Genomic DNA, 20,044 nt, shown 5'->3' with positions numbered 1-20,044 from the left:
CAAGAAAAACAGCAGCATCAACAAGCGAAAAAGCAAATTGAACAAGGCAAACAACAGCAGGAGCAGCTGAGACTGCAAGTGCAGCAGGTTAAAAAGGAACAGGATCAAGCTAAACAGATTCATGAACAAATCAAACAGCAGCTTGAACAAGAAAAACAGCAGCATCAACAAGCGAAAAAGCAAATTGAACAAGGCAAACAACAGCAGGAGCAGCTGAGACTGCAATTGCAGCAGGTTAGAAAGGAACAGGATCAAGCTAAACAGATTCATGAACAAATCAAACAGCAGTTGGAGCAGGAGAAAAAACAACGAATGCAAGATCAGCAGCTGCTTGAACAGGAAAAACAGCAGCATTTGCAAGTTGTCAAGCAGCTTGAACAAGGTAAACAAGAACAAGAGCAAGAACAAGAACAGCTAATCCAGCAATTGCAGCAAGTTAAAGAGGAGCAAGTTAAAGCGAAGCAGCTTAACGAGCAAAACGCGCAACGACTCACAGAGCAATTGGAACAAGAGAAAAAACAGGTTACGGAAGCGCAGCAGTTGCTTGAACAGGAAAAGCAACAGCTCTTAGATCTACAACAGCAGATCAAACAAAATAAACAAGTGCAAGAACTAATGGAACAACAATTACAACAAGTTGGCCAACAGCTTGAACAAGAGCAGCAGCAGCACTTACAAGCCAAAACGCAGATCGAACAAGAAAAAGAACAACAAGAGCAGCTGAAACAGCATCTGCAGCAAGCCAAACAGCAGCAATTGGAAATGCAACAACAACTAGACCAGAATAAGCAAATCCAAGAGCAGTTGGAGCAACAATTAGAACAAACCAGTCAGCAGAATGAAAAAGTCACTCTTATTCAAGAGCAAATCAAACAACAGCTGGAACAAGAGAACCACCAATATTTGCTAGCCAAACAGCAAATCGAACAAGGCAAGCAACAACAAGAGCAGCTGAAACAGCAATTACAGCAGATCCAGCAGGAGCAATTAGAATTACAGCAAGAGTTGGAAGAAGAGAGAAGTCAGACAACAAAAATAGAGGAAAAATTTGAACAAGAAAAAGAAGCGCTTGTTCAGCAGTATTTGCAAGAAAAAGTTGACTTTGTAGCCGATTTCCAAGAACAACAAACCAACATCGTACAAAAGTATGAAGATCAAAAATTAACCATTATTCAACTATACAACGGTCAAATTGAATCGATCATTCAGCAGCAACAGCAAGAAAGAACGTTGTTGAATACCTATTTGAAAGAAGAAAAAGAGCGTCTTCAAGAACAATACAACAGTGAGAAAGAAGAATTGCTAAATCAGAGTTTGAATGACGATGCCTTGCAAAAAGAGTTAGAACAGATTAAGAAAGAATACAGTGCACTGCGCGAGGAATACGCTAAGCTGCAGAACGAGTATAACGAATGGATTGAATTAGCTGAAACAGACAGCCCGGCCAGGTAATCCGGGAGATGCTGAACAAACTGGATTATTTCTTATTGGCTATCGTTGCTTTGGGATTGCTGATTGGTTACTTTAGAGGGTTTATTGCGCAAATTGTGTCCATCTCCGGGTTTGTGCTCGCTTATTTAGTGGCCTTTTATTTTTACAAGGATTTTGCACCGGTGCTTCGAAATGCGATCTCACTGCCTACGTATCAAAATTATCAAAAATACGAATTTATCGTGAAAGGCCTCAATCTGGATACCTATATCTCGAATGCAATCGCCTTTGCCATCTTGTTTTTTGGTGTGAAATTCGCGTTGGTCTTCATCGGACGAGCATTAAATATTTTAGCGAAAACGCCGGGATTGAATGTCATTAATCGTTGGAGCGGGGCGTTGCTCGGCTTAGCTGAAGCCCTTTTAATCGTCATTATCGCCGTGAACGTCATCACGATCATTCCATCGGATGGACTTCAGAAGATGCTTTCGAGTTCAGCGGTAGCCCCTTACCTGATTAATGAATTGCCCGATATTGCCGGTAAATTGCAAGAACTTTGGAAGCAAGGAATCCCCATATGAAAGCTGCCGATTTCTATTTTTTATAGAAAAAGGCGGCTTTTTATTATTTCCGAAACAACAAAAAAACCTTACCGCGTTTGCCGCGACAAGGCCTTTTGAGCAAGTAGTTATTCAACAATCAAAGTTGTTTTCATATTGGCATGGCCGCTTCCGCACATGATGGAGCATGTAATCGGAAATGAACCCGTTTTATCTGGTGTAAAAGTAAAAGTTTTGTTGCTGTTATCCAGTTTAACGTTGAATTCTTTGATCGAAGCACCGTGAATACCTTGCGAGTTATCAAGCGTAATCGTGACAGGCTCGCCTTTTTTCACGCGATATTCAGTCTGATCAAATTTGAAGTTCGTTGCTTTCAAAGTAACGTTCTGACCACCGGCCGCTTGTGTAGTTGCAGCAGGAGAAGTCGTATCTGCCGGCTTGGACGCTTTGCTTCCACAAGCAGTGATTGCGATAACTATAGCAACTCCCATTAAAAGAACGAGTAGTTTTTTCATAAATACCCTCCGACAATAAATGTATTTGTTTTCCTTTCAATTGTACATCACCGATATGGAAAAAACAGTGACAAACTAGTGAAAGCGTTCGGATAGGTTTGAAAAAAGGAAAAGATCGGCCCGGCGAGTGGTACGCAGCAGACCGATCTTTTTTGGGCTTTATCATGGCTATCAGGACTACAAACTGATACAGTTATCGACGATCTTCTCTTCCTGAGATCCCTTGTTCGAAGGGGGTTTTCACAGGAATGAATAAGTCGATGATCCCAATGACTAAAGCGGCTAATATCGCACCTATGATGCTCGTTGAAACATTGCTCACGACGAACTGCGCGGCCCAGATGACGAGCGCGCTCACCAGAAAGCCTACGATTCCTCTGCCAAAAGGAGTGATTTGCTTGCCAAAAATTCCTTCAATGATCCATGCCGCAATGGCAATGACCAAGGCAAGGAAAAATGCGCTCCAGAATCCCCCGACTTGAAATCCTGGCACTAACCAACTTACAAACATTAATACCAAAGCAGATACAATAAACCTAACCAGATGTCCTAGAAGATGCATTCAAGAACCTCCTTTTTTCTACGATGAGACAACCGTGCTCTCATGGCTAGAAAAGATGTTTTTTGTTGAATTTTGCTTGGTGTGTTTGACATTTACTTCGCTTCCTTGGCAGAAGGAATAGGTGCACAAATTAGTGTATCCAACTTTTGAACAGATTATGGCAGGCAGCATCTTCCATATAACAATTGTCTCCGTAGCTAATCATACGCAAAATGGTTTATAATATAGGATAGAAATGAGGTTGGGACAGTTGAATCAGAAAATTATTAAAACATTGGAATATGCGAAAATTTTACATAAACTAGCTCATCACGCGGCTACTTCTCTCGGGAAGGACGCTGTCCAGCATCTTGAACCGATCGGGGATTTTGAACTCGTTAAGCTGCGGCTGCAAGCAACCGATGAAGCGGTAAATGTAGAACGCCTGAAAGGTAACGCCCCGTTTGGCGGGATACGGGATATTCGTTCCTCCTTGCACCGTGCCAGAATTGGCGGGATGCTGAATCCGGCTGAATTGCTGGACATATCGACGACGATGTTTGGTACCCGCAGATTGAAAAGATTTATACTGGCTGTTCACGAGGAGTATTCAATCCCGATGCTCAAGGGGCAGGTTGAGTTACTGACCGAGAATAAATCCTTGGAAGATAAAATTAATAGCTGCATTGATGAGAATGCTGTTGTTGTCGATAGCGCAAGTGTTGAATTAGGCCGCGTGCGCAGTGAGCTGCGTACAGGCGAGAGCAGAGTGCGTGAACGCTTGGAGCAAATGCTCCGCAACTCGTCGGTACAGAAGATGCTGCAGGATGTGTTGATCACGATCCGAAACGATCGTTACGTGATTCCGGTCAAATCCGAATATCGTTCTAACTTCGGCGGGATGGTACATGACCAATCGGCTTCGGGAGCGACCCTATACATTGAACCTGACGCTATCGTTCAGCTGAACAATAAGATTCGCGAGCTTAAGTTCAAGGAAGAAGCGGAAATCGAGAAGATTTTGCGCGCCTTAACTGCGCTTGTCGCTGAACAAGTTGATGTCCTTGTATATGATGTAGATCAATTGGCTGAGCTCGATTTTACATTTGCCAAAGCGGGCCTGGCCAGGGAACTAAAAGCTACGATGCCAAGGTTGAATGACCGCGGCTTTATCAAAATCAAGCGCGGGCGTCATCCGCTAATCGCGGCAGATATCGTTGTTCCGCTTGATTTGGAGTTAGGGAATGATTTTACGCAAATTATTGTGACCGGACCGAATACAGGGGGAAAAACAGTCTCTCTCAAAACGGTTGGTTTATTAAGTTTGATGGCGATGTCCGGCTTGTTTGTACCCGCGGAAGAAGGCAGTCAGTTATGTGTATTCGATGCGATTTATGCCGATATTGGGGATGAACAGAGCATCGAGCAGAATCTAAGTACATTTTCGAGTCATATGACAAATATCATCAGTATTTTACGGGATATGACGCCTAAAAGCTTGGTCCTGCTGGATGAGCTTGGAGCAGGTACAGATCCAGCAGAAGGCTCTGCCCTGGCGATTTCAATTCTTGATTATATCCACCAAATAGGCTGTCGAATCATTGCAACGACCCACTACTCGGAGCTTAAGGCTTACGCGTACCAAACGCGCGGCACGATAAATGCGAGCATGGAATTTGATATCCAAACGTTAAGCCCAACTTATCGTTTGCTTGTAGGGGTTCCAGGGCGAAGCAATGCGTTTGCCATTGCGGAACGTTTGGGCTTGTCACGCCGAATTATTGAGCATGCGCGCACCCAGGTCGGCGAAGAGGAGAAACGCGTAGAGTCGATGATCGCGTCTCTCGAAGAGAACCGCTTAATCGCGGAAGCGGAGCGCGAGAGCGCCGAGAGGCTGCGGCGCGAGGCGGAAGAGATGCGCCGGGCGTTGGAGGCGCAGCAGCTCAAGTTCGACGAGCAGCGCGATAAGCTGCTCGAGAAAGCCGAACGCGACGCGCGTGAGGCTGTCGCCAAGGCGCGCCGCGAGGCGGACGAAGTAATCGCCGACCTGCGGCGCATGGCGCAAGAAGAAGCCGGTGGGGTCAAGGACCACCGGCTGGTTGAAGCGAAGCGCCGCCTCGATCAGGCGGCGCCTGAACTGCGCGAGAAGCAGGTTCGCGCAGCGAAGAAGCGGCCGGAGAGAATCGAGGCCGGTGATGAAGTGCGTGTCGTGAGCCTGGGTCAGAAGGGTCACGTGGTCGAAATCGTTAGCGCTACGGAAGCGACTGTGCAGCTGGGGATTATGAAGATGAAGGTTGAGATAGCCAACCTCGAGAAAATCGGCAGTACGGCTCAGAAGAAGCCGGCTCATCAGGTGGCGACCACCGTCAAACGAACAAGGAATGACAGCATTCGTATGGAGTTGGATATGCGCGGGCTGAACATGGAGGAAGCGTTGATTGAGGCAGATCGCTTCCTGGATGAATCGTTCCTCGGCAATCTGGGGCAAGTATACCTGATTCACGGCAAAGGAACAGGCGTGCTCCGCACAGGCATGCAGGAGTATCTGCGCCGCCACAAACACGTGAAAAGCTACCGTATGGGGAACTACAATGAAGGCGGAGCCGGAGTGACCGTAGTGGAATTGAAATAACTTTTAAAAATATTTTCAACTTTTTGAAACTCATTCTTTGGGACTGCGTATTTAATGTGTGTAAGCACCGGTGATTAGAAAACAAAACGCAATACCAATTATAAAATAAATAAGGATTAACCTTAGGAGGAATTCAAAATGGGTATTTTTAAAAGACTGCGTGATATGACAATGGCTTCGATCAATGATTTGCTGGACAAAGCAGAAGACCCTGTCAAAATGTTAAATCAGTTTTTGCGTGACATGGAAGAAGACATTTTGGAAGCAGAATCCGCAGTAGCTAAGCAAATCGCGATCGAAAAGAAATTCAAACTTCAGTTCGAAGAAGCAGAAGAAATGGTTACCAAACGGACAGAGCAAGCGATGAGAGCTCTTGAAGCCGGCAATGAAGATTTGGCCCGTCGCGCGCTTGAAGACAAGAAAGAGCAGCAAGTTCGTTTCGATGAGTTGAAGCGTCAATATGATCTTGCCAAAACCAATGCGGATCAACTTCGCGGCCAGTTGACGGAGATGAAAGACGAGTTCAACAAAATGAAAAACAAAAAAGATTTGTTGATTGCCCGTGCTGAAACAGCCAAAGCGCAAAAACAAATCAATCAAGCGATGTCCGGATTCGGTACAGACAACGCAGCCAAAGGCTTTGACCGCATGAGCGAGAAAGTCCTTCAAATGGAAGCTGAAGCGCAAGCAAGCGGCGAGATTCGTTCCAAAAACCGCAGCTTGGATGATGAGCTCGAAGGACTTGGCGCCAGCAAAAGTGGCATCGATGATGAATTGGCCGCTATGAAAGCAAAGCTTGCTGAAAAAAAACAATCTTAATGATATACTAATAGTACCTGCGAGAGACTGAGCCAAACTCAGTCTCTTCTACCGTATATAGGGATTTTTAAATCAACGTTTAAACTCTCTACGTGGAAGGAAGGCAGGAGACGAAATGAATGAAGAGGTGGATGTGTTGCTGAGTAATCCGTATTTATCGACGCTTGCATTTTTTGCAGTAGCTGTCATCGCCCTTGTGGTATTTTTAACAATTTTCGAAATGGTCACGAAGTATGATGACTGGGCGGAGATCAAAAAGGGCAATCTCTCTGTGGCAATGGCGACAGGCGGGAAAATTTTTGGGATTTGCAACTTGTTCCGGTTTTCCATTTTGAATAATGACACGATGATTCACTCTCTCATTTGGGCAGGCTACGGATTCTTGCTGTTGCTAGCAGCCTACTTCATTTTTGAGTTTTTAACGCCTTATTTTAAAATTGATGAAGAAATCAAAAAAGATAACCGCGCTGTAGGGTTCTTGTCTTTGACGCTATCTGTCTCCTTATCTTACGTAGTAGGCGCATGCGTAACCTAGAATCATACATAGTCTTGGAGGCTCGAACATGAAATACCTGTGGGGCACCTTGTTTGCTATTGCATTTGTGTTTATGGCGGCAGGGATTTATTATTTAATGAAATTTGCTTGAGTGCAATAGATGGAGGATTACGTCATGAGTGCGAATGAAGAAGTGGTTTGTCCTTGGTGCCAAACAGAAATCGTTTGGGATCCTGAGATTGGGCCGGAGGATGAATGTCCGCATTGTTTTAACGAGTTGAAGGATTATCGCAGTATTGATTTGAAAGTGAAATTAACGGGTCAACCGCTCCGGTTTCAAGATCAGGAGTTTCCGGATGCGGATGAGGATTTGTCTTTGGCATGGGATGACTCAGATGAACCGCTTGATAAATATGGAGAAAAGGTACAGCATATCACAGACGAGCAGGAAGAAGCGCCGGAGTGCTCGAATTGTCATGAACTGCTTCTGCTCGCTGGGAACGAAGTTGTAAACGAAACTTCCTTCACGCCAACCATTCCAAAAACGCTGGGCAGCGCGTTCCTGACGGCTCCGTTCACGATGAATGTGTATGTGTGCCCGTCCTGTTTTAAAGTTGAAAAAGTGTTGTCCGATACAGATCGACTATTGATGGTTGAACGCATTAAATCGGAGTAAAAAGGAAACCGAGTCCTCGTGGATTCGGTTTTTTTATATGGAATACCTCATATTTTCACCCGAATGGGGAAGTTTAACTAGAACTATTTCGTTTCCGCGGGGAAAGGTGAGGAATTATTTATGAACAATGATCAGAGTATGCAGCGAATGCATCCAGGTAAAGGGAAAGAACGACAGAAGGGCAATTATTTCGAAGAGCGCGATCAACAACCTACTGATCATAACAACCCGGCTAAAAAAGGGCGATTAGATTCACAAGCGATTCTTCTGATTATCGTTCATACGCTATTTGGGAGCGCAAACGCGCTATCGGGAACTTTTGTCGGCGTCTATTTGTGGAAAGCCAAAAATGACTACACGCTAATTGGTTGGTTCACGTTAGCGACTCATTTGACGATGGCCATCACCTTCTGGTTAGCAGGGAAATGGGTGAAGGAACATAATAAAATGAACTGCTTGCGCATCGGCGTAGCTATTTCTGCCGTATTTTATATGTTGGTTCTTTGGCTGGGAGCGAACAGCTTTCAATATTTTGTATGGCTGGGCATCGTGCAAGGAATTTCTGCAGGCTTGTTCTGGGTTGCCTTTAACGTTGTTTATTTTGAAGTAACGGACCCTGACAATCGGGATCGATTTAACGGATCGGTAGGCTTGCTCGGAGCTGGAGCGGGCATCATTGCGCCATGGATTTCTGGCTTATTGATTGTGAATTTAGGCGATATCAAAGGTTATCGATTAATCTTTTCCATTTCACTTGGCATCTTTCTGCTTGGCGTAGTGATTAGTTTTTTTCTGAAAAAGAGAAAAGTACAAGGTACTTACGAGTGGATGTTTCCTATTCGAAGCCTTAGGAAAGCGGAAACGCCTTGGAAGCGCGTCAGTTTGGCGTTGGTTTTTCAAGGGGTTAGAGAAGGCGTCTTCGGTTTCATGATCGCTCTGCTTGTTTATATTTCTACATCGAGTGAAGCGAGTCTGGGGAATTTTGTGCTGATTACGTCAGCGGTTTCTTTAGTTAGCTTCTGGGCGGCAGGCCGGTTTATAAAACCGAGGTTCCGGAAGGTGAGCATGTTTATCGGCGCAGCTATGGTGGTAGCGATTATTCTTCCTTTTTTCTGTAAAATGGGTTACAGCACTTTACTTCTTTTCGGATTGGGGTCAGCCCTTTTCTTTCCTATGTATTCCGTACCGATGGTATCGGCCGTATTTGATTTGATTGGTTCTACGGAAGAAAGCGCCAGGCAACGAGAGGAGTATATCGTGCTTCGTGAGCTTGCCTTGAATGTGGGCAGGGTCTCCGGGGTTCTGCTGTTCATTTGCGTAATTTCGTGGAGCAAGGCCCCACTTGTCATTAATGTGCTTTTATTAATCATCGGCAGTTCTCCCCTTTTTAGCTGGTATTTTATGAAAAAGCAGTTATCTGTAATTAAAACTTGACATTATTAGGGCTTCCCGATAAAAATGTGGATAGTGTTGGTTAATTGGAAGAGGAGGGGGCAACCCTTGACACATAAAAAAATGGTGAACAGCATCACAGAGCTCATTGGCGATACGCCTGCTGTCCGAATTCAACGGTTGGTGGAGCCTGGCGATGCAGAATTGTATGTCAAACTTGAATATTTTAATCCAAGCGGCAGTGTGAAGGATCGGGCGGCTTTTAATTTAATCGAGCAGGCGGAGAAAAATGGGCTTCTTAGCCCGGGCGCCACGATCATCGAACCGACGAGCGGCAATACAGGCATTGGCCTCGCGATGAATGCAGCGGCCAAAGGATACAAAGCCATTCTCATCATGCCGGATAATATGTCGAAGGAACGGATTAACCTGCTCAAGGCCTATGGCGCAGAGGTCGTCCTGACTCCTGCCGCGCTGCGGATGCCAGGAGCTATCGCCAAAGCACAGGAGCTGAGGGATCACATCCCGAACAGCTACATCCCTCAGCAGTTCGAGAATCCGGCGAATCCGAGCATTCACCGGGTTACGACTGCCCCTGAGATTTTGGAGCAGATGGAAGGGCGTCTGGATGCTTTCGTTGCTACTTCAGGTACCGGAGGAACCATTACCGGAACGGGCGAGGTGCTTCGCGAGAAGCTGCCGGACATCCAGATTTATGTCGTGGAGCCGAAGGGATCTCCTGTTTTATCCGGAGGAAGCCCAGGACCTCATAAGCTGGTTGGCACGAGCCCTGGTTTTGTACCGTCTATTTTGAATACGAGCATATATGATCAGATTGTTCAAGTGACAGATGAGGACGCAATCGGTACGATGAAAGACTTGGCTAGTAAAGAAGGCATCCTCGTAGGACCATCCGCCGGTGCTTCGGTTTGGACGGGACTGCAGGTCGCTCGTAAGCTTGGAGCGGGGAAAAGGGTGCTTTGTATCGCGCCGGATACCGGTGAACGATATTTAAGTATGGATCTATTTTGATTAAAAGATAGGCGATGAATACGGCTGCTGGACTAGAATGTCCGGAAGTCGTATTTTTTTTGTAAATCGATAAAAAATATTGAATAAAAATCCACGATTGAGTATAATTATAGAAGTAGCAAAGCGATCGCAGAGAGGTGGATTTAGCTTGAAATTAGCCTATATTAATGGACATCCCGAAAATGATCAACTTCATGATTTTATACAGTCATATACAAATGAATGCATAACAACCGGTGCTCAGAACCAAGTCGACTGGAATCAGCTGGAGTCTCAGACTGTGATTTCTGTGTATGACGAAAATACGCTTGTCGGGATCGGCTGTATGGCCGGAGAACCGAGTATCCATGTGCGCCCTACGTATGAACACCGTGAAATTGAACATACCGTTGCTAAATTGCTGAAAGTTGGCATCTAAACGGGTTGTATAAATAAAAGCTGCCTGGATCAGGCGGCTTTTTGTTATTCTCATGCAAGAAAATTCATTTATACACAAATTATCTGAAAATTTGATGAGCGGAGTAATTGAATTAGGACAGCAATTCATTGTAAGATTAAAGGATGAATGAATACGATCACAGAAAGGTTGGTTAACCATGGATGCTTTGAAGCTTAAAATTCTCGAATTACTGAAAGAAGACGCCCGCCGGAGTGCGGAACTCATCGCCACAATGTTAGGAACGGCGGAGGACGAGGTGGCGCGAGCGATAAGCGAGATGGAAGCGGATAAGGTCATCGTCAAGTACGCGACAGTTGTTAACTGGAGCAAGGTAGATGACGAAAAGGTTACCGCCCTGATTGAAGTGCAAATTACGCCTGAACGCGGACGCGGGTTCGACGCTATTGCGGAACGGATCTATTTATATCCAGAGGTCAAATCTGTCTATCTCATGTCTGGCGCTTATGATTTACTTGTAGAGGTTGAAGGCCATTCGCTCAAACAAGTCGCTTCTTTTGTTTCTAACAAGCTATCGCCAATTGATCGCGTGCTTTCAACCAAAACGAATTTTATCTTGAAAAAATACAAACAAGACGGCATCATTTTCGAGGATCAGGCTGATGATCATCGGATGCTTGTCTCTCCGTAAGGAAGAGGTAAAGCCATGATCAAAAATGAGACAATCGTAGAGCCGAACAAAGTGAAATCGATGCAGGGTTACCTTGCTCCTGCCGTACGTGAAATGAAGCCTTCAGGTATTCGGAAGTTTTTTGATCTAGTAAGCAACAGCAAGGATGATATTATTTCCCTTGGTGTGGGGGAGCCGGATTTCTCAACCCCTTGGCATGTTCGTGAAGCAGCCGTTTACTCTTTGGAGCGCGGCAGAACGAAATATACGCCGAACTCAGGGATACCTGAGCTTCGCGAAGCGATTGCGGATTATTTGTATACATCCTTTAAAGTGAAATATGAGCCGTCGAATGAAGTCCTTGTGACCGTCGGAGGCAGTGAGGCCATCGATTTGGCTCTGCGCGCTTTGATTACGCCGGGGGATGAGATTCTGATTCCAGAACCCTGCTATATCTCTTATTCGCCTATTACGAGTATTAGCGGCGGCGTTCCAGTCGGAATCGAAACATTCGCGAAGGATCAGTTCAAGCTGACAGAGAAGGCACTTCGTGATGCCATTACGCCACGCTCCAAGATTTTAATTCTATGTTATCCAAGCAATCCTACTGGCGGCATTATGACCTATGAGGACTGGCTCCCTATTGCCAAAGTCGTGGAAGAGAACGATCTTATTGTGATTTCGGATGAAATTTATGCGGAATTGACCTATGGGCAGAAGCATGTAAGTTTTGCAGCTGTTCCAGGCATGAAGGATCGGACGATTCTAGTCAGCGGCTTCTCCAAAGCATTTGCGATGACTGGCTGGAGAATGGGATATGCATGCGGTCACCGAGAGTTGATTTCCGCTATGACCAAAATTCACCAGTATACGGTGATGTGCGCACCTGTGATGGGTCAAGTAGCTGCACATGAGGCTTTGACAAATGGTTTGGAAGAGAAAGACCGTATGATAGAGTCTTACAATCAACGCAGGCGCTTGGTCGTCAAAGGGTTCCGCGATATTGGACTGGAGTGTCATGAACCGCAGGGCGCTTTCTACGCCTTCCCAAGCGTTGTTGCCACAGGACTTACTTCAGACGAATTTGCCCAGAGGCTTTTATTCGAAGCTAAGGTTGCTGCCGTGCCGGGAGATGTGTTTGGTTTAGGTGGGGAAGGTTTCTTACGCTGCTCTTATGCCTATAGTGTATCTCAACTGAATGAAGCTTTAGAGAGAATTGGAAAATTTCTAAGAAATTTGTGATTCAATCTGAAAAATCTATGTTAATTATTCATGAAAACTGGTATTCTTGTAGTAAGGAGGGATGAGCATGGCTTTCATGGAATACCAACTATCAACCTATCGAAAACATCTGCAAATTAATGAACAAGATTTCGAACAACGTTGGTTGACTAAGCGTGCTAAGAAACGTAACTCCCTAAACTTATTAGAAGAAGAGATTCATTCTCTGCGACGCAGGTTAGAACAGATGGTTCTGGACGGAGAAGAAATGACATCCGAATCTGTCGTGGAACTCAGTACGATACTTGATCTCAAAATAAATGAATATATGAATAATTGGAAGAAAAGTCGGTGAAAGCCGACTTTTCTCGCGACTATCGATATATCTAGATTCGTATACGGAGGTACTCTTACATCATGAAATTGAAATTTCTAATGGTCATGCTAGTGTCAGCGCTTATGGTGATAGTTGCGGGTTGTGGAGGACCAAAGCCGGATGTTTCTATCTTTGTCATGGGTCAAAATGGATTTCCAAGTGATGCAGGTGAGAAGCTGGAGGCATCTTTGAAATCGAAGATCGGTGAAACTCCTACCGTTAAGCTGAATACCTCTCCCATTTTCTCCATGGAAAAAATGATCGTTGAATTGGCGGCAGGCGGAAACGGCATCTTTATCCTGGCGGATGACCAATTTAAAACATTAAGCAATCAAGCAGGGTTCGTATCTTTGGACGAGACGATTAACCCTTCGGATTATCCGGACGGGGTCATCGAAATTGCGGAAGAGGGCAAGCCTGCTGAAAAGCATCTGTATGGAATTCCGCTCTCAGGCAACAAGTGGATGAAGGAGCAAGGCTTCGAAGGAAAAGGACTTATTGCTTTCATTCCTGTCAATGCCCCGAAAATGGAGGAAGCTAAGCAAGTACTCAAGGTTATTGCACAAAAGTAGCAAGAAGTCTATAATCGACAATTAGATTGATAGTCAAATATGCAGCCATTGGTGCCGGCAACGAATTCACATATGAATTTCATTGCCGCTTAAAAGGGAAGCCGGTTGAAGTCCGGCGCGGTCCCGCCACTGTAATCCGGAAGAGAAGTATTGCCGGGGAGCCAGGATACCTGCCATGGTGCCGTTACGACATCCTTCGAGGAAAAGGATCGCTTTAAATCAGGAAGCAACGGATTCGTTGCTGAGCACCGCGATTTATCGTCCCCTTTGTTCCTTAGGAACAGAGGGGTTTTTTATTTGGAATTTATCGAAATTACAGGTTTCAGAGAGAGGGGCTACACCATGCAAATGAAAAAGAACGGGATCAAGAGGGCGCTCCTCTTATCGGTTGCTTTAGCGACAGCGGTTAGCTTAGCGGCTTGTGGTAAGCAAGAAGCGGAAATTACCAGTCCATCTAAGCTTGGCGGAGAGACAACGACGGCGCCTACTCCTGCTGCAACAGCAGCTGCGACATCCAAAAAGACGGCGTATCCGCTGAAAATTAAAGATGCAACGGGGAAAGAATTCACTTTTGACAAGGCGCCGGAGCGGATCGCATCGGTTTCTCCTGCAGAAACGGAAGCACTTTTTGCACTTGGATTGGATGATAAGATTGTCGGCGTCTCCGATTTCGATGATTATCCGGCAGCAGCGAAGTCCAAACCCAAATTGGGAAGTATCACGAAGCCGAACCAGGAAGCTTTGATTGCGACTAATGCGAATATTGTCTTTACGGGTGTCTCGATGAAAGCGGACACGGTTGAAAAACTGCGCGAATCGAACATCAATGTGTTTAAGGTGGAGCCCAAGACGTTGGATGATGCGATTGCAAACATTCAAACCTATGGTTTGATTACAGATCGTCAGGAACAAGCTGAGAAAATCGTCTCCAAGATGAAAGCGGATCGTAAGAAAGTTGTCGACGCCGTGAAAGATGTAAAGCAGGAAAATAAGAAAAAAGTATACATAGAATTCAGTCCGGGTTGGACCGTCGGCAGCGGCGAATTCATGGATGAGCTGATCAAACTTTCGGGTGGCATTAATGTAGCCGGCGACGGTAAAGGCTGGTATCAAATCAGCGAAGAGAAAATTATCGCACAAAACCCGGCTGTTATTCTCTTTGCGAATGGTGTCGTAGATACCAAAAACAAGATGTCGCTTGATGAAATTATCCGCACACGAAGTGGCTGGGATGCTATTGAAGCTGTGAAGAACAAACAGGTAATCGGTCTTGACCAGAACCTGCTGAGCCGTCCGGGACCGAGATTGACCGATGGACTGCTGGAAATGGCGAAAGGCATTTATCCTGAACTGGTGAAATAAATGAAAAAAAAACTAATGCTATGGGGAGGAGTAGGGGTTATACTCCTTCTTCTTTCTATTCTGGCAAGTTTATCGCTGGGAACAGCTAATCTCCCAGTACTCCAAATTGCGGGCATCCTAGGGAAGCATATTCCTTGGGCAGGCGACTACATCGACGTCACTTGGCAGCAGTCTGCGGAGCAAATTATAAATAAGGTGCGTTTGCCTCGCGTATTGCTGGGGATTCTCGTAGGGGCCTCTCTCTCCGTTGCCGGAGCTGCTTTCCAGGGCGTGCTGCGCAATCCGCTTGCAGATCCATACGCGCTGGGGGTTTCTTCAGGCGCTTCGGTCGGGGCGGCGTTTTTAATCTATTTTGGTCTGCAGATGGCTTTGTTTGGGCAATGGTCGGTTCCGATTGTTGCTTTTGTAACGGGACTTATTTCCCTTTTCCTCGTGCTTAAGCTGGCTCAGATCGATGGCAAGCTGAAGATGGAGACGCTTATTTTGTCCGGCGTTGTCATGCAGGCTTTTCTTGGCGCGATCGTTTCCTTTATGGTTTCGATTTCCAAGCAGGTCATTAATGAAATTGTTTTTTGGTTAATGGGAAGCTTGGCGATGCGGGGCTGGCCGTACATAACGATAATTTCGCCATATTTAGTCATAGGTTTAGTAGTACTGCTTAGTTATGCAAGATCATTGAATTTGCTCGCGTTGGGAGAGCGGCAGGCTTCCCATTTGGGAGTAAATGTAGAACGCACGAAGCTGATTGTTCTAATTGTTGCTACATTTATTACGGCGGCAGCTGTCTCTGTAGCAGGTGTTATCGGCTTCGTAGGGCTCATCATTCCGCACTTGGTTCGTCTGATCGTCGGTCCGGACTATCGTCTTATTATTCCTTTGTCGGCGATTGGCGGCGGTATCTATGTCCTGTGGGCGGACACGCTCGCTCGTACCTTGCTAAGTCCGACGGAGATTCCGCTTGGTGTTATCACAGCGTTTTTGGGCGCGCCATTTTTTGCCTATTTGCTACATAAGGATAAGAAAACGTTAAGAGGTTGAAAACGATGATTAAAGTGCAGCAGCTTTCCCAAAGCTTTCATGAACGGCCGGTACTTGAAAATATAAGCTTTGAGGTCCAACACGGTGAGTTTTTTGGCATTATAGGGCCAAATGGCAGCGGAAAATCGACGTTACTACGCCTTCTTTCCGGGATTGATCCGGTTAAAAATGGCTCGGTAGAGCTGGATGGTCGACCGGCGTCTGCTTATTCACGAAAGGAACTGGCCAGATGGCTGGCAGTTTTGCAGCAGGATGCACTGCCGCCGGTAGGCTTCACGATTCGCGAAGTCGTGGAGATGGGCCGTTATCCTTTTCAGAATTGGCTTGGCGAGGATACTGTGGAAGCGGAGGAATTAATCGAGGCGATTATTCGGAAACTGCAGTTGGAACCGCTTGTTGAACGAACGATTGAGCGTCTTAGCGGCGGCGAGAGGCAGCGTGTCGCGCTTGCGAAAGTCATGGCTCAGCAGCCGCGATTGCTTATGTTGGATGAGCCTACAACCTTTTTGGATATTGGGTATCAAGTGCAGATGATGGATTATATTCGTGAATGGCAGCGCGAGTCGCAGTTAACCGTAGTGGCGGTTCTGCATGACTTGAATTTGGCCGCGCAATACTGTACACGGTTAATGGTGATACATAACGGAGAATTGGCAGCGATAGGAACGCCTGATGAGATTATTACAAGCAAATTAATTACAGAGGTCTATGGAACAGAACCTATTGTTCTGCAGCACCCAACGAACCAAGCACCACAGATTTTATTGCAGCCGGGAAAATAATCAACTTGGTAACGGAGGAATGGATGATGAGTAATTTGCAAACGATGATCAACGCTATTGAGCCTATTCATGCAGATGTGGTGAAGCAGGCGAATGATCATTTGAATCAATTGACCAAACCACAGGGGAGCTTAGGCAAGCTGGAAGATATTGCGCGACAAGTTGCCGGGATTACCGGTGAAGTGAAGCCGTTGTTTGATAAAAAAGCGGTCATTGTGATGGCAGGCGACCATGGTGTTTGTGAGGAAGGCATCAGCGCGTTCCCAGCGGAAGTCACTCCGCAGATGGTGCTGAACTTCCTTCATGGCGGTGCAGCGGTTAATGTGTTGGCCAGACATGCAGGAGCAGACGTTATTTGTGTGGATATGGGGGTTAACGCGGACCTGGAGCATCCGAACCTCGTTTCACGCAAAGTAAGAAAAGGTTCACGCAACATGGCGCGCGAAGCGGCGCTTACGTTAGATGAAACCGTACAAGCGATTGAGGCGGGCATTGAGTTAGTGGATGACCTGGCTCAGCAGGGCTATCGACTTTTCGCGACCGGTGAGATGGGGATCGGCAACACAACGGCTAGCGCGGCGATTTTATGCGCATTGGGCGGTGTGGATGCTGAAATATCCGTAGGCCGCGGAACGGGCATTGACGACGCGAAATGGCTGCATAAGCGGTCGGTTGTCAACAAGGCGCTCCACGTGAACGGTCTTCGTCCGGCAAAGGACAACGCGATTAGCACAAGCGGCGATTTTGCGCTTGAAGTGTTAAGCAAGGTCGGCGGATTGGAGATCGCCGGACTGGTTGGCGTGATTCTTGGCGCAGCGAAGAATCGGTGTCCGGTTGTCGTCGACGGCTACATCTCGTCGGCGGCAGCGCTTGTGGCGAGCCGATTAGCCCCGCTAAGCGCGTCCTACATGCTCGCCTCGCACTTATCTCAAGAGCAGGGGCATGCGAAGATGCTCGAGGCCGTGGGCCTCTCTGCGATGCTGCAAATGGATATGCGCTTGGGCGAAGGAACAGGCGCGGTGCTTGCCTTTAACTTGATCGAAGCCGCAGGCAAGATCATGCGAGAGATGGCGACATTCGAAAGCGCAGGCGTGTCACGGGAGTAGACAGCAGGAGAAGGAGGCGGAGGCGCCATGGCGGTTTTGGTAACGGGCGGCGCGCGCAGCGGCAAGAGCTCTTTTGCAGAGAAGCTCGCGATGCATGGCAGCGAGCGTGGGATCTATATCGCGACCTCCCACATCTACGATGAGGAAATGAGGGAGCGGGTTCGTCTGCACCAGCAGACAAGGCTCAGTTCGGGGTATACATGGGATACCCGGGAGGAGCCGTTTCGGCTGTGCGAGCTCTTGCAGCAGCTGGACGAGAGCGGCGAGGAAGCGGTTGTTCTGGTTGATTGCTTAACACTATGGTTAAGCAACTGGCTGCTCCAGTATGAAGGCGAACAAGACGCTTCCACTTTGGTAATGAAGCAGGTTGAACAACTGGTGAATACAGTGTCAGGTTACCGTGGACGTGGACAGCTCATCATGGTAACGAATGAAGTCGGAGACGGCATTGTGCCGGAATACCCGCTTGGCCGCAGCTTCCGCGATTTGGCCGGAAGAATGAACCAGCGGTTAGCTGAGGTGTGCGAGAAGGTATTCCTGGTAACGGTAGGGATCCCTATTGAGCTGAAAAGTATGGCTTACCGGCTGGATGGAAGCAAGCAGCCTTAAGAGGATCGGTGCGGTGATAATTGATGTGGATTTATTCCTGGCAGGAGATCGTCTGTATGACGGCTGCTGCCATTGTACTGGATTGGCTCATTGGCGATCCGAGATGGCCGACGCATCCCGTTATTCTTATCGGGCGTTGGATTCGCTGGATGGAAGGGTTACTGCGCAGTAAAAGCGACTCACCCGCGAGTGAAAAATTAAAAGGAGTACTGCTTACAACTACTACTTTGGTTGTCAGTACAGGGAGTGCACTCGTCCTCGTTCTAGCCACCCGTTCGGTTCACGAATGGCTCGGTTATGCCGTCTGTACGTGGTTGATTTCAACGACGATTGCGATCAAGGGACTCAAGGATGCCGCGTATCTCGTGTACAATCCGCTGCGCAATGGCGAACTTGCCGACGCTCGCAAGTATACGGGTTACATCGTCGGCCGCGATACGGAAGCCCTGGACGAAGAAGAGCTAACGCGCGCGGTCGTGGAGACTGTGGCGGAGAACATCGTTGACGCGGTGATTTCGCCGCTCTTCTATGCGCTGATCGGCGGAGCGCCGCTCGCTATGCTGTACCGGGCATCGAATACGCTGGATTCGATGGTCGGCTACCGAAATGACCGTTACCGTCATTTCGGCTGGGCGTCGGCCCGCTGGGACGACGCCATGAACTGGATCCCGGCCAGGCTGACCGGCCTCCTGCTGATCCTCGTCGCCCTGCTGCAGCCGGGCCTCTCGGCGAAGCGCGCAGCGGCGGCGATACGCCGCTTCGCGCATCTGCACCCCAGCCCGAACAGCGGAATTCCGGAGTCGGCGGTCGCCGGGGCACTCGGAATTGAGCTTGGCGGGCTGAACGTCTACGGCGGCGTAGCGAGCGAACGCGCCCGCCTGGGCTGGCCGCTGCGTCCGCGGACGCAGCAGGATATTGTCTACGCCGTCAGGATGCTTTACGGCGTCAGCTTTGTAGTGATGGGAGGATTGCTGTGCGTACTGCTCGTATGGTTCTAGATTGGCTGCGTGCTTGCATAGCAGCCTTTCAATTTCTAACACGTTTGCCGATTCCCGTGCAAATAACGTATACAGACCTTGTCTTTCGGCGCAGTGTGATCTTTTATCCGCTAGCCGGCGGCGTGATAGGTCTCTTGCTGCTTCTCGCGAGTGAAGGTCTAAGCCTGTTCCTTCCTCCACTCCCGGCAGCTGTGCTGCTTCTGGGACTGTGGGTTGTTCTGACAGGCGGGCTGCATCTAGACGGGCTGATGGATACCGCAGACGGTATCCTCAGCCATAGACCGCGCGAGCAAATGCTCGAAATCATGAAGGACAGCCGTGTTGGAGCGATGGGCGTCATTGTAGCCGTGCTTCATTTGCTGCTCAAGTTCGCGCTTCTCTACACGCTGCTGGAGTCCAATCAGTGGGATGGAGCCACTGGGATTAGGGGATATTTACTCCTGGCTATTGTCCCTATTTGGAGCAGATGGTTTATGACGGCAGCCATACAGGGGTGGCCTTACGCGAGGAAAGAGTCGGGTTTAGGCAGTTTTTTTCAAGGAGTAACAAAGTGGCATGTTGCTATTTCGGTAGTAGTAGCTCTGTTTACAACTACTCTATTTGTTTATTTTGGCGATACCGTTTCGGATGCAGCCGTTTGGCCTGTCCCTCTCTATTTTGCCTGTGCCACATGGTTGGCAGGATGGCTAATTGCGACTTACATCAGCCGCAAATTAGGGGGACTCACCGGAGATACCTATGGTGCTTTGAACGAGCTGCTTGAAGCGATTCTCCTGCTTGGCGTCGTTATTTGTGCAACACCATAAAGAAAGGAGTGGA

At 47.5% G+C, this 20,044-nt stretch carries 22 protein-coding genes and 1 riboswitch; of the genes, 20 read left to right on the top strand and 2 right to left on the bottom strand.

Annotation, left to right across the window (positions count from 1 at the left end; translation table 11 throughout):
- The first annotated feature begins 78 nt into the window (after positions 1-78).
- Both AC3WTJ_RS26785 and AC3WTJ_RS26780 read left to right on the top strand, forming a co-directional pair.
- Positions 79-1,452 carry a hypothetical protein gene (locus tag AC3WTJ_RS26785; RefSeq protein ID WP_492524415.1) on the top strand — a complete coding sequence of 458 codons (1,374 nt, stop codon included), beginning with the start codon at positions 79-81 and terminating at the stop codon, positions 1,450-1,452.
- An 8-nt stretch (positions 1,453-1,460) separates the two neighbouring features.
- The gene (locus tag AC3WTJ_RS26780; protein WP_246239089.1) at positions 1,461-2,012 is read left to right on the top strand and encodes a CvpA family protein; all 552 of its coding nucleotides are present in this window, start codon (positions 1,461-1,463) and stop codon (positions 2,010-2,012) included.
- 107 nt (positions 2,013-2,119) lie between these two features.
- Here the strand turns inward: AC3WTJ_RS26780 and AC3WTJ_RS26775 are convergent, their stop codons facing one another.
- Both AC3WTJ_RS26775 and AC3WTJ_RS26770 read right to left on the bottom strand, forming a co-directional pair.
- Positions 2,120-2,506, bottom strand: a complete 387-nt coding sequence (locus AC3WTJ_RS26775) for a cupredoxin domain-containing protein (RefSeq protein WP_157319562.1) — start codon at positions 2,504-2,506, stop codon at positions 2,120-2,122.
- A gap of 193 nt (positions 2,507-2,699) precedes the next feature.
- Complete coding sequence (locus AC3WTJ_RS26770; RefSeq protein WP_477502766.1) at positions 2,700-3,068, bottom strand: phage holin family protein; 369 nt, start codon at positions 3,066-3,068, stop codon at positions 2,700-2,702.
- Positions 3,069-3,318: 250 nt separating this feature from the next.
- On the opposite strand from AC3WTJ_RS26770, the gene AC3WTJ_RS26765 reads away from it, so the two are divergent.
- The 18 genes from AC3WTJ_RS26765 to cobS all read left to right on the top strand — a co-directional run bounded on the left by AC3WTJ_RS26765 (position 3,319) and on the right by cobS (position 20,031).
- Positions 3,319-5,679 carry an endonuclease MutS2 gene (locus AC3WTJ_RS26765; RefSeq protein WP_492524414.1) on the top strand — a complete coding sequence of 787 codons (2,361 nt, stop codon included), beginning with the start codon at positions 3,319-3,321 and terminating at the stop codon, positions 5,677-5,679.
- A 138-nt stretch (positions 5,680-5,817) separates the two neighbouring features.
- Positions 5,818-6,498, top strand: coding sequence for a PspA/IM30 family protein (locus AC3WTJ_RS26760; protein ID WP_492524413.1), 681 nt, complete (start codon positions 5,818-5,820; stop codon positions 6,496-6,498).
- 115 nt (positions 6,499-6,613) lie between these two features.
- Positions 6,614-7,033, top strand: coding sequence for a DUF350 domain-containing protein (locus AC3WTJ_RS26755; RefSeq protein ID WP_127457316.1), 420 nt, complete (start codon positions 6,614-6,616; stop codon positions 7,031-7,033).
- Positions 7,034-7,169: 136 nt separating this feature from the next.
- Positions 7,170-7,670, top strand: a complete 501-nt coding sequence (locus tag AC3WTJ_RS26750) for a hypothetical protein (RefSeq protein ID WP_157319559.1) — start codon at positions 7,170-7,172, stop codon at positions 7,668-7,670.
- 120 nt (positions 7,671-7,790) lie between these two features.
- Entirely contained in the window at positions 7,791-9,104 is a 1,314-nt protein-coding gene (locus AC3WTJ_RS26745; protein WP_492524412.1) for an MFS transporter, read from the top strand.
- An 81-nt stretch (positions 9,105-9,185) separates the two neighbouring features.
- Positions 9,186-10,094, top strand: coding sequence for a cysteine synthase A (gene cysK, locus AC3WTJ_RS26740; RefSeq protein WP_492524577.1), 909 nt, complete (start codon positions 9,186-9,188; stop codon positions 10,092-10,094).
- 148 nt (positions 10,095-10,242) lie between these two features.
- Positions 10,243-10,512 (top strand): hypothetical protein, encoded by a 270-nt coding sequence (locus AC3WTJ_RS26735; protein ID WP_492524411.1) that lies wholly within the window; start codon positions 10,243-10,245, stop codon positions 10,510-10,512.
- Between the two features lie 178 nt (positions 10,513-10,690).
- Positions 10,691-11,182, top strand: a complete 492-nt coding sequence (locus AC3WTJ_RS26730; RefSeq protein ID WP_127457313.1) for an Lrp/AsnC family transcriptional regulator — start codon at positions 10,691-10,693, stop codon at positions 11,180-11,182.
- Positions 11,183-11,197: 15 nt separating this feature from the next.
- The gene (locus tag AC3WTJ_RS26725) at positions 11,198-12,403 is read left to right on the top strand and encodes an aminotransferase class I/II-fold pyridoxal phosphate-dependent enzyme (RefSeq protein ID WP_157319555.1); all 1,206 of its coding nucleotides are present in this window, start codon (positions 11,198-11,200) and stop codon (positions 12,401-12,403) included.
- A gap of 67 nt (positions 12,404-12,470) precedes the next feature.
- Positions 12,471-12,737, top strand: coding sequence for an aspartyl-phosphate phosphatase Spo0E family protein (locus tag AC3WTJ_RS26720; protein WP_127457311.1), 267 nt, complete (start codon positions 12,471-12,473; stop codon positions 12,735-12,737).
- A 62-nt stretch (positions 12,738-12,799) separates the two neighbouring features.
- Positions 12,800-13,330: a hypothetical protein gene (locus tag AC3WTJ_RS26715; protein ID WP_127457310.1), complete on the top strand. Its 531-nt coding sequence runs from the start codon at positions 12,800-12,802 to the stop codon at positions 13,328-13,330.
- A 31-nt stretch (positions 13,331-13,361) separates the two neighbouring features.
- A riboswitch (cobalamin riboswitch) is annotated at positions 13,362-13,522 on the top strand.
- A 150-nt stretch (positions 13,523-13,672) separates the two neighbouring features.
- On the top strand, positions 13,673-14,692 hold the full coding sequence (locus AC3WTJ_RS26710; protein ID WP_492524410.1) for an ABC transporter substrate-binding protein: 1,020 nt from the start codon (positions 13,673-13,675) through the stop codon (positions 14,690-14,692).
- A complete protein-coding gene (locus AC3WTJ_RS26705) occupies positions 14,693-15,730 on the top strand; it encodes a FecCD family ABC transporter permease (RefSeq protein WP_492524409.1) in 1,038 nt (345 codons plus the stop codon). It abuts the gene before it with no gap.
- 5 nt (positions 15,731-15,735) lie between these two features.
- A complete protein-coding gene (locus AC3WTJ_RS26700) occupies positions 15,736-16,512 on the top strand; it encodes a heme ABC transporter ATP-binding protein (RefSeq protein WP_492524408.1) in 777 nt (258 codons plus the stop codon).
- 23 nt (positions 16,513-16,535) lie between these two features.
- Complete coding sequence (gene cobT, locus AC3WTJ_RS26695) at positions 16,536-17,618, top strand: nicotinate-nucleotide--dimethylbenzimidazole phosphoribosyltransferase (RefSeq protein WP_492524407.1); 1,083 nt, start codon at positions 16,536-16,538, stop codon at positions 17,616-17,618.
- 27 nt (positions 17,619-17,645) lie between these two features.
- A complete protein-coding gene (cobU, locus tag AC3WTJ_RS26690) occupies positions 17,646-18,227 on the top strand; it encodes a bifunctional adenosylcobinamide kinase/adenosylcobinamide-phosphate guanylyltransferase (RefSeq protein ID WP_492524406.1) in 582 nt (193 codons plus the stop codon).
- Between the two features lie 23 nt (positions 18,228-18,250).
- Complete coding sequence (gene cbiB, locus AC3WTJ_RS26685) at positions 18,251-19,225, top strand: adenosylcobinamide-phosphate synthase CbiB (protein ID WP_492524405.1); 975 nt, start codon at positions 18,251-18,253, stop codon at positions 19,223-19,225.
- Positions 19,201-20,031 carry an adenosylcobinamide-GDP ribazoletransferase gene (cobS, locus tag AC3WTJ_RS26680; protein ID WP_492524404.1) on the top strand — a complete coding sequence of 277 codons (831 nt, stop codon included), beginning with the start codon at positions 19,201-19,203 and terminating at the stop codon, positions 20,029-20,031. Before cbiB ends, cobS begins: the two co-directional genes overlap by 25 nt.
- Positions 20,032-20,044: the final 13 nt, after the last annotated feature.

It is taken from the genome of Paenibacillus sp. FW101-FHT12H11 (assembly GCF_058790355.1).
Note: the sequence above shows the minus strand (reverse complement) of the source record. Positions and strands in the feature narration are given on the sequence as shown.

What these genes read in the sequence shown, in the direction of transcription:
- cobT (WP_492524407.1), top strand. Translation starts at nt 16,536, where the DNA reads ATGATGAGTAATTTGCAAACGATGATCAACGCTATTGAGCCTATTCAT.
- AC3WTJ_RS26725 (WP_157319555.1), top strand. Translation starts at nt 11,198, where the DNA reads ATGATCAAAAATGAGACAATCGTAGAGCCGAACAAAGTGAAATCGATG.
- AC3WTJ_RS26745 (WP_492524412.1), top strand. Translation starts at nt 7,791, where the DNA reads ATGAACAATGATCAGAGTATGCAGCGAATGCATCCAGGTAAAGGGAAA.
- AC3WTJ_RS26720 (WP_127457311.1), top strand. Translation starts at nt 12,471, where the DNA reads ATGGCTTTCATGGAATACCAACTATCAACCTATCGAAAACATCTGCAA.
- AC3WTJ_RS26755 (WP_127457316.1), top strand. Translation starts at nt 6,614, where the DNA reads ATGAATGAAGAGGTGGATGTGTTGCTGAGTAATCCGTATTTATCGACG.
- AC3WTJ_RS26775 (WP_157319562.1), bottom strand. Translation starts at nt 2,506, where the DNA reads ATGAAAAAACTACTCGTTCTTTTAATGGGAGTTGCTATAGTTATCGCA.
- AC3WTJ_RS26730 (WP_127457313.1), top strand. Translation starts at nt 10,691, where the DNA reads ATGGATGCTTTGAAGCTTAAAATTCTCGAATTACTGAAAGAAGACGCC.
- AC3WTJ_RS26760 (WP_492524413.1), top strand. Translation starts at nt 5,818, where the DNA reads ATGGGTATTTTTAAAAGACTGCGTGATATGACAATGGCTTCGATCAAT.
- AC3WTJ_RS26715 (WP_127457310.1), top strand. Translation starts at nt 12,800, where the DNA reads ATGAAATTGAAATTTCTAATGGTCATGCTAGTGTCAGCGCTTATGGTG.
- AC3WTJ_RS26770 (WP_477502766.1), bottom strand. Translation starts at nt 3,068, where the DNA reads ATGCATCTTCTAGGACATCTGGTTAGGTTTATTGTATCTGCTTTGGTA.
- AC3WTJ_RS26780 (WP_246239089.1), top strand. Translation starts at nt 1,461, where the DNA reads ATGCTGAACAAACTGGATTATTTCTTATTGGCTATCGTTGCTTTGGGA.
- cysK (WP_492524577.1), top strand. Translation starts at nt 9,186, where the DNA reads ATGGTGAACAGCATCACAGAGCTCATTGGCGATACGCCTGCTGTCCGA.
- cbiB (WP_492524405.1), top strand. Translation starts at nt 18,251, where the DNA reads ATGTGGATTTATTCCTGGCAGGAGATCGTCTGTATGACGGCTGCTGCC.
- AC3WTJ_RS26705 (WP_492524409.1), top strand. Translation starts at nt 14,693, where the DNA reads ATGAAAAAAAAACTAATGCTATGGGGAGGAGTAGGGGTTATACTCCTT.
- AC3WTJ_RS26710 (WP_492524410.1), top strand. Translation starts at nt 13,673, where the DNA reads ATGCAAATGAAAAAGAACGGGATCAAGAGGGCGCTCCTCTTATCGGTT.
- AC3WTJ_RS26700 (WP_492524408.1), top strand. Translation starts at nt 15,736, where the DNA reads ATGATTAAAGTGCAGCAGCTTTCCCAAAGCTTTCATGAACGGCCGGTA.
- AC3WTJ_RS26750 (WP_157319559.1), top strand. Translation starts at nt 7,170, where the DNA reads ATGAGTGCGAATGAAGAAGTGGTTTGTCCTTGGTGCCAAACAGAAATC.
- cobU (WP_492524406.1), top strand. Translation starts at nt 17,646, where the DNA reads ATGGCGGTTTTGGTAACGGGCGGCGCGCGCAGCGGCAAGAGCTCTTTT.